The organism is Methylobacterium sp. 285MFTsu5.1 (assembly GCF_000383455.1).
GTDB lineage: Bacteria > Pseudomonadota > Alphaproteobacteria > Rhizobiales > Beijerinckiaceae > Methylobacterium.
The window spans coordinates 71,065-83,869 of record NZ_KB911279.1; the positions used below are offsets into that span (position 1 = coordinate 71,065).

Below are 12,805 nucleotides of genomic sequence, written 5' to 3' on the forward strand. Positions count from 1 at the left end.
ACCGTCATGTCTGCAGGCAGGGAGAGCGTACATGTCGGCCGCGACGGCTGGTTATTCCTCACGGGGGGGACCAACCGGGTCATGGACCGGTATCGCGGCGGCCTGCGGCACTGGCTGCTGCTGCGCGGCTGGACACGGCTGATCAAGGCCCGCGCGCGGCGGGCCGAGAGCCTCGGCATCCGCTGCCTGCACGTGATCGTGCCGGAGAAGCTGTCGGTCTACGACGACAAGACCGACGGCCTGCGCTACGCCCCCGGCAAGGCCTCGACCCGGCGGCTGGCCCGCAGCCTCGCCCGGCATCCGGCCTATCTCGACCTTCTCGCCCCGCTCCGCGCCGCCCGGAACGGGCCGGTGCCGCTCTACCTGCGCACCGACACGCACTGGACCGCGCAGGGCTGCCTGCTGGCCTACCGCGCGATCATGCGGGCGCTCGGGGCGATCCCGCCGGCCGACATCGGCGCGCGTCCGGGCATCGTCTCGGACCAGCTCATGGATCTCGGCGAGAAGCTGCCGGAGCGGCCGCGCGAGCGCCTGGAACGGTTCATGCTGCAGCGCGACGCGTCGCGGGTCGAGACCGGGCCGCTGCTCGCCGCCTACGAGGCGGAAGGGCGCGACCGGGAGGTGCATGTCGGCGCGCATGTCGTCTACCGGAACGCGTCACCGGCGGCCGATCCGCGCCGGCTCGTCCTGTTCGGCGATTCCTGCGCCCATTTCGACCCGTTCCTGCTGACCGGGCTACTCGCCGAGAGCTTCAGCGAGGTGCACTTCGTCTGGTCGTCGAGCCTCGACTGGGCCTATATCGAGCGGGTCCGCGCCGACATCCTTCTGTTCGAAATCGCCGAGCGCTTCCTCGCCAAACTCCCGAAGGACGATTTCGACGTGGCCGTCGCCGGCCAGCGCGGGACCGGCGGCCGCCTCGCGAAGCTCCGGACCGGCGGCCTCGACGCCGTCGGCCGCGGGGCGAAGCCTCAGTAGATGGCCTGATCCAGGCGGGCGAAGTCGGCGACGCTCGCCGCCTGATACTTCGCGAAGGATTCCGGCGCGTAGGCGATGCCGATCATCAGGACGAGGAGCGTCGCGAGGCACGCGAGCGTCGCGGTGACCACGTCGGCGTGGCGCCGCAGGGCGTGGATCACCAGGCACCCGAACGTGAACAGGGCCGCCTCGGCGACGGGCACCAGCGCGAACGACATCACTTCACCTCCATCGATCCCCCACCGGGTCGGGCAGCTGCGGCACGCGCACGGCGACGGGTGGGTGCCGCGAGACATGGCGGACTTTGCTGCACCGCAACAGACAGGCGGGCGCAGGCCTGCCTTGCGTGGCGTTCGCGGGCGGACGCGTCCCTTCACACCGACCGCGCGAGGCCCATCTCGGTCGGACCTCTCGGACAGGCGGAGACGACGATGGGCCTCCTCGTAGACGGCATCTGGCGCGACCAGTGGTACGACACCGCCGCGACGGGCGGCCGCTTCGAGCGCAAGGCCTCGGCCTTCCGCAACTGGGTCACCGCCGACGGGTCGGCAGGCCCCTCCGGCGCGGGCGGCTTCCGCGGCGAGCCGGGGCGCTACCATCTCTACGTGTCCCTGGCCTGTCCGTGGGCGCACCGCACGCTCATCGGCCGGACGCTCAAGGGGCTGGAGGACGCAATCTCCGTCTCGGTGGTCGACCCGCACATGGGCGCCGAGGGCTGGGTCTTCGGCGACACGCCGGGCGCGACGCCGGACCCGATCCACGGCGCCCGGCGCCTCTACGAGGTCTACCTGGCGGCGGACCCGTCCTACAGCGGCCGGGTCACCGTGCCGACCCTCTGGGACCGGGAGCGCGCCACCATCGTGTCGAACGAATCCGCCGAGATCCTGCGGATGCTGAACGACGCCTTCGGGGGCACCGGCCCCGACCTCTATCCCCCGGACCTGCGCGCCGAGATCGACGCCGTGAACGGCCGCGTCTACGACCGCGTGAACAACGGCGTCTACAAGGCGGGCTTCGCGACCACGCAGGAGGCCTACGCCCAGGCCTTCGAGGCCCTGTTCGCGGAACTCGACGCGCTCGAGGCGCGCCTCGACCGGAGCCGCTACCTCTGCGGGGACCGGCTGACCGAGGCCGACATCCGGCTGTTCACGACGCTGGTGCGGTTCGACGCGGTCTATGTCGGGCACTTCAAGTGCAACAGGCGCCGGATCGCCGACTACGCGAACCTGTCGAACTACCTCCGCGACCTCTACGCGCTGCCGGGCGTCGCGCCGACCGTGAACCTCACCCACATCAAGCGGCACTATTACGAGAGCCATCCGACCATCAATCCGACGGGGATCGTGCCCCTCGGGCCGGACCTCGACCTCGCCGCGCCGAACGACCGGGCCCTGCGGTTCGCGGGCTAGCGGGCCGCCCCGCCCGGCGTCCCTTCCGCGCCCGTGCGGCTGGGTTGAGGGCGTTCGGCGCGTCCGCGACACACCTCCCGTCGCGCCGGTCCGGGGGCCGTGCCCCTCGACGGCGTGCGCGGCGCGCCTAGTTCGGCTCTCAACCGGAGGATGCCCGACACGCCATGACCAACAGCCTGCGCCTCGCGCTGCTCTGCGCCCTCGTCAGTCTGCCCTCCGCGGCCCGCGCCCAGGCGGCGTTGCGGCTGGAAGGGACCTGCGAGAAGCTCGTCATCGGCACGCAGGACCTGAGCGCGGCCTGCAGCAACGTCCTGACGAACGCGGTGAGCCGGAACCGCACGAGCTTCGACTTCACGACCTCCGACGGCCAGACCCTCAGCTTCAGCGGCAACGGCGCCCAGCAGGAGGCCACCGAGGAGACCGATCCGCTGCAGCCGATCAACGTCGTCACCACGGGCAAGGACGGCGCCCCGATCCTCGCGATCGGCGCCTGCCGCTTCTCGACCCCGGAAGCCGGGCGCACCGCGATCACCTGCGAGGCCAGCACCGCCGACGGGCGTCCCTTCGCCGGCACGTTCGTGACCGCCGCCAAGGCGGCGGCGGGCGCGCCGGCCGCCGCGCCGCCGCGCTGAGGATCCGTCCCTCCGGGCTGGTCAGACCGGGGCGGAAGCCCCATTTAAGGCGCTCCACGAAAAAGGTTCCGAAGCCAGACCGATGCTCAACGACACCCTCGCTGCGGGCGGTACCCCGGCCGGCGACACCGGCTCCCTCATCAAGGACACGACCACCGCGAGCTTCCGTCAGGATGTCATCGCCGAGTCGATGAACCGGCCGGTCCTGGTCGATTTCTGGGCACCCTGGTGCGGGCCCTGCAAGCAGCTCACGCCGGTCTTGGAGAAGGTCGTCCGGGAAGCCGCGGGCGCGGTCGTCCTGGCGAAGATGAACATCGACGAGCATCCCTCGATCGCCGGTCAGCTCGGCATCCAGTCGATCCCGGCGGTCATCGTCTTCCAAAAGGGTCAGCCGGTCGACGGCTTCATGGGCGCGGTCCCGGAGAGCCAGATCAAGGAGCTGATCGCGCGCGTGGCCGGTCCGCAGCAGGACCCGCTGGAGGCGGCCCTCGCCGACGCGGCGGCCCTGATCCAGGAAGGCGACCTCGCCGGCGCCGCCGAGATCTACGCGGCCGTGCTGGAGCAGCAGCCCGACAACGTCACCGCTCTGGCCGGCCTCGCCAAGATGCAGCTCGACGCGGGCGAGATCGAGAACGCCAAGCGCGTGCTGGCGATGGTTCCGGAGGCGAAGGCCGGCGACCCGGCGCTCGTCGGCATCCGCGCCGCCCTGGAACTCGCCGAGCAGGCGGCGTCGCTGGGCGACCTCGCGGGCCTGCAGCGCGAGGTCGAGGCCAACCCGGACGCCCATCAGGCGCGGTTCGACCTCGCGCTCGGGCTCGCCGCCCGGGGCGAGCGCGGCCAGGCGGTCGATCACCTGATCGAGCTGCGCAAGCGCGACAAGGACTGGAACGAGGACGGTGCGCGCAAGCAGCTGCTGCAATTCTTCGAGGCCTGGGGCGTGATGGACCCCGACACGATCCGCGGCCGGCGCAAGCTCTCGGCACTTCTGTTCTCGTGAGGCACCGGCTCGCGCGCCGGCCCACCGATCGGCCCCTCTGGGAGGCGCCATGAGCACCCATGCGAGCTACAAGGGCCCCGCGGATTGCCCGGCCGTGATCCCGGTCTTCCCGCTGTCCGGCGCGCTGCTGCTGCCGCGGGGACAGATGCCGCTGAACATCTTCGAGCCGCGCTATCTAGCGATGGTCGACGATGCCATGCGGACGGACCGGATCATCGGGATGATCCAGCCCGACCCGGAAGGGTCGGGCGGATCGAATCCGAAGCTCTACCGCGTCGGCTGCGCGGGCCGCGTGACCCAGTATGCCGAGACCGGCGACGGCCGGTACCTGATCTCGCTCACCGGCGTCACCCGGTTCCGGGTCGAGAGCGAGCTGGCCTCGATCGGCCCCTATCGCCGCTGCCACGTCTCCTACGACGAGTTCGCGGTGGACTTCGAGCCGCGGGCGGGCGAGGAGCAGGTCGACCGCGAGGGCGTCCTCAAGGCGCTGCGCGATTTCGTGGAGTCGAACGACCTCAAGGTGGACTGGGCCGGGATCGACGAGGCGCCCGACGAGGCGCTGGTCAACGCCCTGTGCATGATGAGCCCGTTCGGCGTGCGCGAGAAGCAGGCGATGCTGGAGGCTCCCGACCTGAAGACCCGGGCCGAGATCCTGATCGCGGTCACGCAGATGGAACTGGTTCGCGGCTCGGGTCCCGAGTCGCCGATGCAATAGGTTGCCCCACCGATGTCCAACGATCTCACCGCCCCCGTCGAGGCGACCCGCGTCGACCCGAAGCTCCTGGAGATCCTGGTCTGCCCGCTGACCAAGGGCACCCTGGAATACGATTCGGCCCGGCAGGAGCTGATCAGCCGCTCGGCGAAGCTCGCCTACCCGATCCGCGACGGGATCCCGATCATGCTGCCCGAGGAAGCCCGGCCGCTCACCGACTGAGCACCGCGAGTCGCTCCGGCCGTCCCGCGCGGCCCGTCACAACCCGAGAGGGCGGCGCGGCGCGCTGGTCGGCTGCCCGCGCCCGCCGACGGATCCGATCATGGATCCCGCCCGGCCCGATCGAGGCCGGTTGCTCAATCGCCGGCCCGCCCCGAGGCGCCCGAGGCTCTCCCGCGCGGGCAGGTTCGGCCGCGGTCTCGCGGGCGCTTTCCCGCGGGCCCGGCGATCCTCGACATGCGCGAGCAGGACCTTGGCCGCCTCCGTCTCCTCCGTGATGAGCGGAGACTTGGACGCTCCGGTCGGCAGATCAGTCCACAGCATCGTCCGCAACGAGCTTGACTATTGGCCGGGGGACTGTCGGCCGTAATCTATCTTGAACAAGCGGGAGGCAGCCATACTCTTGCCGCTTCCATCGTTCAGCGTCGAGTCATCCTCGATCGATGATTTTGACCGTGCACGCCGCTTCCGGCGGTGTCCGCTTCGCTGAAAGATTGCATCGCATGACCAAGCTGACCGCGGTCGCGGCCCTCGCCGCCGGCCTTCTCCTCCCGACGTGCCTGCCCGCCAGCGCGGGGCCGAGCGCGCATAACGGGCGGTGGTCGGTGGAGCTGGTGACGGAGAGCGGCCTGTGCAGCGCCCGCTACACCTACGCGCTCGCGATCCGCGAGGGGCAGGTGCAGCTCATTTCCGGCAGCGCCGGGGCGCAGGTCAACGGCCACGTGCGGCCCGACGGCAGCGTCGGCATCACGGTCAGCAACGGGACGGCGAGCGGCACCGGCACCGGCCGACTCCAGGCCGGCAGCGGCGCCGGCACCTGGAAGGTCTCGTCCCTGTGCTCGGGCCACTGGACCGCGCGGCGCAGCGACACCCGCACCGCGCAGGCCGACTGAGGTCGCTCAGGCGGCCGCGGCGAGCCAGCTCCGCGCCTCGTCGATGCGGGCGCGCTCGAACACCTTGATCTGGGTCGGCGACACGAAGTTGAAGGTCTCGGCCAGCGCCTTCAGCCAGGGCGCGTCCGTCACCAGGGCGACGTGGCTGATGCTCTTCATCATCGAGATGCCGAAGCGCGGGTCCTTGAAGAAGGCCGCGGGCTCCATGCCCTCGAAGGCGCGGATATCCTCGAGCAGCTTGATCTTGCCGCCCTTGTCGAGGTCGGCCTTCATCGCGGTCATCGCCGCGTTCATCTCCTCGTCGGTGATCTTCCCGTCGACCACGATCTCGGCGACATTCGAATCCGGCGTCTTGGTGTAGGTCAGCACTGATCGCTCCTCCGGGAACCGCATGCGTCCCGTAGCCGGTCTCCGACCAGGGTCCGCCGCCCGTGACCTGAGCCATACCCGATCGCGGGACGAACCGGTATGGCTCCGGACCCTCGCTCTGACGTGCCTCCCGACGGCGAACCGGCGTTCACGAGACCGGGAGGCCCGCGAAGTCTCCTACAAAAAGCTCTGCGGGTCGACATCGATGGCGACCCGGACGTTGCCCCGCACCTTCGGTCCCCGGGCGATCCAGGCGCGCAGGTAGGCCTGGAGATCGACGTTGCGCTCGGTCTTCACGAGCAGCCGGAACCGGTAGCGGCCGCGCACCAGGGCGAGGGGCGCCTCGGCGGGGCCCAGGACCATCACGCCCTCCGGCGGCTCGGCGGCGCGGGCGAGCGCCTGCCCGTGCGCCTCCGCGACCTCGCGCTCGCTCGCCGAGACGATCAGGGCCGCGAGCCGCCCGAACGGCGGCAGGCCGGCCGCCTCGCGGGCCTGGATCTCCTCCGCGTAGAAGCGCTCCGCGTCGCCCGACAGCAGGGCGGCGATCACCGGGTGGTCTGGCTGGTAGGTCTGGACCAGGGCGCGCCCGGGCTTCTCGCCGCGTCCGGCGCGCCCGGTGACCTGCTGGAGCAACTGGAAGGTGCGCTCCGCCGCCCGCGGGTCGCCCGAGGTCAGGCCGATATCGGCGTCGAGCACGCCGACCAGCGTCAGGAACGGGAAGTTGTGGCCCTTGGCCACGAGCTGTGTGCCGATCACGACGTCGCACGCGCCGGCCGCCACCGCCTCGAGTTCCTGGCGCAGACGCTCGGCGCCGCCGGGAAAGTCGCTCGACAGGACGACGATGCGCCGGTCCGGGAACATCTCGGCCGCCTCCTCGGCGATCCGCTCGACGCCGGGCCCGCAGGCGGTGAGATTGTCGAAGGTCCCGCACTCGGTGCAGGCCTCCGGCCGGCGCTCCGCGTAGCCGCACTGGTGGCAGACCAGCGCCCGGCGGAACCGGTGCTCCACGAGCCAGGTCGAGCAGTTCTTGCACTGGTAGCGGTGGCCGCAGGCGCGGCAGAGGGTCAGCGGCGCGTAGCCCCGGCGGTTGAGGAACAGCAGCGCCTGCTCGCCGCGCTCCAGGGTGCCCTTCACCGCGTTGACCAGCGGCGGGCTGAGGAAGCGGCCGCGCTCGGGCTGGTCGAGGCGCATGTCGATCGCGGCGATGTCGGGCAGGCGCCGGCCGCCGAAGCGCTCGGGGAGCAGGACGTGCCGGTAGCGCCCCCGCGCGGCGTTGACGCGGGTCTCGATCGCGGGCGTCGCCGAGGTCAGGACGACCGGGCAGCCCTCGAGGCGCCCGCGCACCACCGCCATGTCGCGGGCGTGGTAATGGACGCCGTCCTCCTGCTTGTAGGCGGTCTCGTGCTCCTCATCGACCACGATCAGGCCGAGCCGCGCGAAGGGCAGGAACAGGGCCGAGCGCGCGCCGACCACCACGAGCGCCTCGCCCTCGGCTACGGCGGCGCGCAGGCGCTCGCGCCGCTTGCCGCCGATCCCGGAATGCCACGCCGCCGGCCGGACCCCGAACCGGGCGGCGAACCGGTCGAGGAACTGCGCCGTCAGGGCGATCTCGGGCATCAGGATCAGGGCCTGCCGCCCGGCCCGGACGCAGGCGGCCACCGCCTCGAAATAGACCTCGGTCTTGCCGGAGCCGGTGACGCCCTCCAGAAGGACCGGGCGGAGATCGTCGGATTCCCGCGGCTGCGGCCGGTCCCACGGGAAGGGGGCGACGAGGGCCGCCACCGCCTCGGCCTGCGCGGGCGAGAGCGGCGCCCGCGGGAAGTCCGGGTCGGGCCGCGGCGCGACCGCCTCCGGCTCGACCGCGACGGTCTCGAGGACGCCGTCGTCGATCAGCCCGTCGACCACCGAGAGCGAGACGCCGGCCTCCTTGGCGAGCGCGCTCTTGCCGCGCAGGGCGCCGTCGGCCGCCGCGGCGAGCACCTTGGTGCGGGCCGGGGTCGGCCGGGACGGGGGCTTGTCGGTGAGGCGCACGGCGACGCGGGCGGTCTCGCCGGCGGCCGCCTCGTCGGGCAGCCGCAGGACCATGGCGAGCGCCGAGCCCTTCGGCGCCAGCGTGTAGCGGGCGATCCAGTCGACGAGGCTGCGCAGCGGCTCCGACAGGGGCGGGTAGGGGAGGCGGCCGGTCACGGGCCGCAGGTTCGAGCCGCCGGGCGTCTCGGCGACGCCCCAGACCACCCCGACGATCTCGCGCGGGCCGAGGGGCACCTGCACCACGTCGCCCGGGGCGAGGTCGAGCCCGGCCGGCGCCACGTAGCTGTAGGGCGTATCGAGGGCGAGCGGGATCAGGATCTCGGCGACGGCGGGCATGCGGGGCTTTTCGGGCGGGTCCGTTCCGGGTCCGTACCATAGGCGCGGGAAAAGAACCCGCCGCTTCAGCGATCCCGCAGCGCCGGCACGAGCGGCAGGGCCGCTAGGCTCAGCGCCGCCATGGCCCAGAAGGCCGAAGCGCCGAGCGCCCCGTAGAGCGCCCCGGAGGCGAGGGTCGCGGCGACGCCCGACAGGCCGAGGCCCAGCGTGCCGTAGAGCGCCAGCGCGGTCGTCCGGAGATCGGCCGGCGTCGACGCCTCGATGAGGCTGAGGCAGGCGAGGTGCAGGAGGGCGAAGCTCAGCCCGTGCAGGGATTCGGCGGCGGCGAGCCAGGGAAGCGCGGTCGTGGATGCCAGCATCGCCCAGCGCAGGCCCCCCGCGCAGGCCGCAACCGCGACGCCGGTCGCCGGGCCGATCCGCGCCAGCAGGGGCGGTCCGACCAGCAGGAAGACCAGGACCTCGGCGGCCACCGAGACCGACCAGAGCAGGCCGGCGGTGGTCGCCGCGATCCCGGCGGACCGCCACAGGATCATGGCGAAGCCGTCGTGCATCGCGTGCGCGCCGATCACCAGGGCGGCGACCAGCACCGTGCGGCGGAAGCGCGGCAGGGCCACCAGGGTGGCGAAGCCCCGCCACCGCGCCCCGGCCTCGGCCGCGCCGCACGGAGGAGCGGCGGGCAGGGCCAGGGCGGCCGCGCCGGCGGCCAGGAACAGGCCGCCGCTCGCCACGAGGGCGGCGGCGAGGCCGTGGAGGCCGATCAGCCAGCCGGCCGCGGCGGTGCCGACGATGAACGCGGCCGAGCCCGCGCCGCGGACCCAGCCGTACTGGAACGCCGCGCCGCCGCGCGCGGCGGCCAGGGCCAGCGCGTCGGCGAGGGGCGCCGGGGCCGCGGTGCCCGCCGCGTAGAGGAGCGCCGGCCCGATCAGCTGCGCCAGCCCGGCGCCGGGCAGGTGCGCCAGGGCGCTGAGCCCGGCCAGCGCGAGGCTCGCCGCCAGGACGGATCGGCCGGCCCGGTGGCGGTCGGCGAAGGCGCCGGCCAGGGGACCGACCGCGAGGCGCAGGGCACCGGCGGCGGCGAGGAGGAGGCCAATCTCGCCGGGCGTCAGGCCGCGCGCGGCGAGGAAGCCCGGCAGGACCGGCGACAGCACCCCGTAGGCGCCGTAGAGCGCCGCGTAGAGGACGAGGAATCGGGCGAGCCCGCCCCACCGTCCCGCCCCTGTCGCCTGCCGCTCCATCGGCGGAGCGTAGCACCGGCGCGCGTCCCGGTGTCAGGTCCGCGCCGGGCTTTCGTCAGCAGGGTCGGCGGACGGCGTAGCGGTAGCGCCGCCCCTGCGCGTCGAGCAGCTCGCTGTCCGGCCCTTCCTGCCACACGACCTCGTCCTCGGGACGGGCCGCGTCGGTCAGGGTCGCCCCACGGACGATGTCGAGGCTGAGGCCGAACCCGTAATTGGTCGCGGTCGCGTCGGTGATCGCGGCCGAGATGTCGGCCTCGTCGGGCAGGCAGGCGAACAGGACGCCGTCGGCGATGGCGAGGGTGTAGGTTTGCACGGATGGCCTCCAGGAGGCTCGAGGAGCGTGGACCGGCTGCGAGGGGCCGAACCTAGGCATCGCGGCCGGGATGTGAACCCTCTCCACCGAGATGCTGCATTGCACCATTTCGTGAGCACGAGCTCCGCGCGTGCCCGCGCCGCCGCGCCTCAGCGACCCAGATGATCGTCGAAGAAGTGAGCCATTTCTCCGAAGACCTCCCTGGTTTCGGGCGCGTCCGGCGTGAACAGGTACTGCGCGTGGGACATGCCCTCGAACACCTGCAGCGACGCCTCGATCCCGGCGGCGCGCAGCTTCCGGTGGGTGCGCACCGTGTTCGACAGGAACAGGTCGCGGGTGCCGGTGACCAGGATCGCGGGCGGGAGGCCGGCGAAGTCGCCGTAGATCGGCGAGAGCTGCGGGTCCTTCAGGTCGCGGCCGGCGGCGTAGAGCTTGGCGGCCGGCGTCAGGTAGCCGGAATAGCTGACGAGCACGTTGTCGAGCCACTCGTTGGTCCGGTAGCTGTCGCCGGTCTCGGTCATGTCCGACCAGGGCGTTCCGAGACCGATCGCCGCGGGCAGCGCGAGCCCCTCGGCCTTGGCGCGGAGCATCAGGGCCAGAGTCATGCCGCCGCCCGTTGAGGTGCCGAACACCGCCATGTTCCGCGGCTTCTGCATGGACAGCATGGCCCGCCACACGGCGGTCGCGTCGTCCATGGCGGCCGGGTAGGGCGCGTCCGGCGGCATGCGGTAATCCACCGAGATGACCTTGTAGCCGCCGAGGCCGGCCATCAGGATCGCCTCCAGCGTTCCGGCCTCGCCGGGATTGTAGACGTAGCCGCCCCCGTGGATGTGCAGGAGGAGCCGGTCGCGGTTGGCCTCGGGGATCTGCCGGGGCTGGATCACGAAGGCCTTCACGCCGCCGATCACCGCGGCCTCGCTGGTGACGCCCAGCTTCTCGCGGAGCGCCGGCAGGGTGGCGGCTCCGGCGGCAGCGAGCTTGTCGACCAGCGCCTTCCAGGCCGCGGCGTCCGGCGGGTTCGCGTTCCAGGCCGGCACCCGGTAGGGCGCCGCCACCGCGGTGCGGAATTGCGGGCTCGTCGTGTCGGGGACCGGCACGACCTTGGCCGGCACCGTCCGCGGCCCCGGGGCGGCGTTGGCCGCGCCCATCTCGGCCTCCAGCTGGGCGAAGTGCGGCACGGCCCGCTCCGCGGGCGCGGCCTGCCCGAAGGCGGCCTGGGTGCCGCAGGCGATCATCAGCAGCGCGGACAGGCTCAGGCGCATCGCGGTTCCTCCCGCGGCAGCCCGTTCCGCGACCCGACTCGGCGGGTGCCGGCCGCGCTCGGCCGATACCTATCGGAGCGGGCGGCCCGCGACAGCCGCCCGGGTGACGATCGCGGCCGCGCGGTCACGCACCGAGCCGCGGGAGCGCGGCCGGCGTCTCCGGCTCGACCACCAGGGTCGCCGGCACGGCGCCGTCGCCGGCGAGGGCCTCGGCGATCGCCTCCGGCCCGATCGGGTCCTCGGCCGCGCCGGCGGCGCCCGACGGTTCCGGCGTGATCCGGGCGGTCTCCCGGCGCGGCCCGGTCTCGGCCGCCGCCGCGTGCTCGTCGGCGACGCCGGTCACCGCCCCGGGCGCGATCAGCCCGATGGCGGCCGCGTGCTCGGCCATGGCGACGCTGTCGGCGGCGAGCACGAGGCTCGATCCGGCCCGGGCGACGGCGCCGGCGAGCCGGACGATCTCCTCCACCCGTGCGGAGCCTCGGGACACGTTGCGGATGTAGACCGCCAGCACCCGCCCGGGATTCTCCTCGACGATCTGCGCGTAGACCTCCGGGTCATGCTGGCCGCTGTCGCCGATCAGCACGAAGGGCAGGTCGCGGTAGAGGGCGAGCATGTGGCGGATCAGCGCGTGCTTGTGGTCGGTGGCCCGGCGCGGCAACGGGTGGGTCCAGGAGAGGCCCCATTCCCGCAGGAAGAGCACGGGCCCCGCCGGGATGCCGTGGCGCTGGAAGAACTCCGAGAGCATCTCGTAGAGGCCCCAGGGCGCGCGGGACACGTAGAGCATCGGGTTGCCCTCATCGCCGCCGGCGCCCGCGTGGAGGGCGCGGTAGAGGGCGGCGACGCCCGGGAAGGCGACGCGGCTCTCGGCATCCTCCACGAACAGGCGCCAGAGCATCTTGAGCTTGTTGGCGACGCCGGTGCGCATGACCGTGTCGTCGATGTCGCTGACCACGACGCAGCGGCAGCGGTCGGGCGGGATGAACACCGCGCCCTCGGCGGGGATCGGCGGATCGGCCTCGAGGCGGAGTTCGACCGCGTGCCAGTCACCCGTCTCGGCCGGAGGCGAGCGCGGGTGCAGGTGCACGCGGAAATAGCCGTCCCGGTCGGTCTCGACCCGCACGGCATCGTCGCCGAACCGGGCGGTGATGCCCGCGCCGGCGATCGTCCGCCGGGCGATGCGGCGGCGCAGGTCGCGCCACTGCGCTCGAAGGGATTCGGGATCCTCGCCGGGAATCCCCGGCGACTGCCGGAAGACGCGGCCGATGAGGAACACCTCGTCCCGTGACCCGTAGCCACGGTAGGGCTCGACCACGAGCCCGCCCCGGCCCTTGCCGCCACGCCCCTGCGCGCGGCGGACCGGCCGGGTGAGGACCCGCAGCGCCTTCGTGGCACCCCTGCGCGCGCGCGAGGACATGGCGAACG

At 73.0% G+C, this 12,805-nt stretch carries 14 protein-coding genes; 7 read left to right on the forward strand and 7 right to left on the reverse strand.

Translation table 11 applies throughout. From position 1 onward, the window contains the following. The first annotated feature begins 6 nt into the window (after positions 1-6). The gene (locus H288_RS0116250) at positions 7-975 is read left to right on the forward strand and encodes a hypothetical protein (protein WP_026605004.1); all 969 of its coding nucleotides are present in this window, start codon (positions 7-9) and stop codon (positions 973-975) included. Here the strand turns inward: H288_RS0116250 and H288_RS0116255 are convergent. Beyond that, positions 969-1,193 (reverse strand): hypothetical protein, encoded by a 225-nt coding sequence (locus H288_RS0116255; protein ID WP_020093638.1) that lies wholly within the window; start codon positions 1,191-1,193, stop codon positions 969-971. The genes H288_RS0116250 and H288_RS0116255 overlap by 7 nt on opposite strands. A gap of 213 nt (positions 1,194-1,406) precedes the next feature. Between H288_RS0116255 and H288_RS0116260 the strand changes: the two genes are divergently transcribed. The 6 genes from H288_RS0116260 (at position 1,407) to H288_RS0116285 (ending at position 5,837) form a co-directional block, all read left to right on the forward strand. Continuing rightward, on the forward strand, positions 1,407-2,384 hold the full coding sequence (locus H288_RS0116260; RefSeq protein WP_020093639.1) for a glutathione S-transferase family protein: 978 nt from the start codon (positions 1,407-1,409) through the stop codon (positions 2,382-2,384). Between the two features lie 164 nt (positions 2,385-2,548). Continuing rightward, complete coding sequence (locus H288_RS0116265; RefSeq protein WP_020093640.1) at positions 2,549-3,016, forward strand: hypothetical protein; 468 nt, start codon at positions 2,549-2,551, stop codon at positions 3,014-3,016. An 82-nt stretch (positions 3,017-3,098) separates the two neighbouring features. After that, positions 3,099-4,013, forward strand: coding sequence for a thioredoxin (gene trxA / locus H288_RS0116270; protein WP_020093641.1), 915 nt, complete (start codon positions 3,099-3,101; stop codon positions 4,011-4,013). Between the two features lie 49 nt (positions 4,014-4,062). After that, on the forward strand, positions 4,063-4,728 hold the full coding sequence (locus H288_RS0116275; protein WP_020093642.1) for an LON peptidase substrate-binding domain-containing protein: 666 nt from the start codon (positions 4,063-4,065) through the stop codon (positions 4,726-4,728). Between the two features lie 12 nt (positions 4,729-4,740). Beyond that, a complete protein-coding gene (locus H288_RS0116280) occupies positions 4,741-4,947 on the forward strand; it encodes a Trm112 family protein (RefSeq protein ID WP_020093643.1) in 207 nt (68 codons plus the stop codon). 500 nt (positions 4,948-5,447) lie between these two features. After that, complete coding sequence (locus tag H288_RS0116285) at positions 5,448-5,837, forward strand: hypothetical protein (RefSeq protein ID WP_020093644.1); 390 nt, start codon at positions 5,448-5,450, stop codon at positions 5,835-5,837. A 6-nt stretch (positions 5,838-5,843) separates the two neighbouring features. Here the strand turns inward: H288_RS0116285 and H288_RS0116290 are convergent, their stop codons facing one another. The 6 genes from H288_RS0116290 to H288_RS0116315 form a co-directional block, all read right to left on the reverse strand. After that, positions 5,844-6,206 carry an STAS/SEC14 domain-containing protein gene (locus tag H288_RS0116290; RefSeq protein WP_020093645.1) on the reverse strand — a complete coding sequence of 121 codons (363 nt, stop codon included), beginning with the start codon at positions 6,204-6,206 and terminating at the stop codon, positions 5,844-5,846. A gap of 177 nt (positions 6,207-6,383) precedes the next feature. Next, positions 6,384-8,573, reverse strand: a complete 2,190-nt coding sequence (locus tag H288_RS0116295) for a primosomal protein N' (protein WP_020093646.1) — start codon at positions 8,571-8,573, stop codon at positions 6,384-6,386. 65 nt (positions 8,574-8,638) lie between these two features. Next, positions 8,639-9,808, reverse strand: coding sequence for an MFS transporter (locus tag H288_RS0116300; protein ID WP_020093647.1), 1,170 nt, complete (start codon positions 9,806-9,808; stop codon positions 8,639-8,641). Positions 9,809-9,863: 55 nt separating this feature from the next. Beyond that, a complete protein-coding gene (locus tag H288_RS0116305; RefSeq protein WP_020093648.1) occupies positions 9,864-10,121 on the reverse strand; it encodes a hypothetical protein in 258 nt (85 codons plus the stop codon). 149 nt (positions 10,122-10,270) lie between these two features. Next, the gene (locus H288_RS0116310) at positions 10,271-11,383 is read right to left on the reverse strand and encodes an alpha/beta hydrolase (RefSeq protein WP_020093649.1); all 1,113 of its coding nucleotides are present in this window, start codon (positions 11,381-11,383) and stop codon (positions 10,271-10,273) included. Between the two features lie 124 nt (positions 11,384-11,507). Beyond that, on the reverse strand, positions 11,508-12,797 hold the full coding sequence (locus H288_RS0116315) for a phosphatase domain-containing protein (RefSeq protein ID WP_020093650.1): 1,290 nt from the start codon (positions 12,795-12,797) through the stop codon (positions 11,508-11,510). Positions 12,798-12,805 lie beyond the last annotated feature (8 nt).

Coding starts and splice junctions, on each gene's coding strand:
- H288_RS0116250 (WP_026605004.1), top strand. CDS start 7: ATGTCTGCAGGCAGGGAGAGCGTACATGTCGGCCGCGACGGCTGGTTA.
- H288_RS0116255 (WP_020093638.1), bottom strand. CDS start 1,193: ATGTCGTTCGCGCTGGTGCCCGTCGCCGAGGCGGCCCTGTTCACGTTC.
- H288_RS0116260 (WP_020093639.1), top strand. CDS start 1,407: ATGGGCCTCCTCGTAGACGGCATCTGGCGCGACCAGTGGTACGACACC.
- H288_RS0116265 (WP_020093640.1), top strand. CDS start 2,549: ATGACCAACAGCCTGCGCCTCGCGCTGCTCTGCGCCCTCGTCAGTCTG.
- trxA (WP_020093641.1), top strand. CDS start 3,099: ATGCTCAACGACACCCTCGCTGCGGGCGGTACCCCGGCCGGCGACACC.
- H288_RS0116275 (WP_020093642.1), top strand. CDS start 4,063: ATGAGCACCCATGCGAGCTACAAGGGCCCCGCGGATTGCCCGGCCGTG.
- H288_RS0116280 (WP_020093643.1), top strand. CDS start 4,741: ATGTCCAACGATCTCACCGCCCCCGTCGAGGCGACCCGCGTCGACCCG.
- H288_RS0116285 (WP_020093644.1), top strand. CDS start 5,448: ATGACCAAGCTGACCGCGGTCGCGGCCCTCGCCGCCGGCCTTCTCCTC.
- H288_RS0116295 (WP_020093646.1), bottom strand. CDS start 8,573: ATGCCCGCCGTCGCCGAGATCCTGATCCCGCTCGCCCTCGATACGCCC.
- H288_RS0116300 (WP_020093647.1), bottom strand. CDS start 9,808: ATGGAGCGGCAGGCGACAGGGGCGGGACGGTGGGGCGGGCTCGCCCGA.
- H288_RS0116310 (WP_020093649.1), bottom strand. CDS start 11,383: ATGCGCCTGAGCCTGTCCGCGCTGCTGATGATCGCCTGCGGCACCCAG.
- H288_RS0116315 (WP_020093650.1), bottom strand. CDS start 12,797: ATGTCCTCGCGCGCGCGCAGGGGTGCCACGAAGGCGCTGCGGGTCCTC.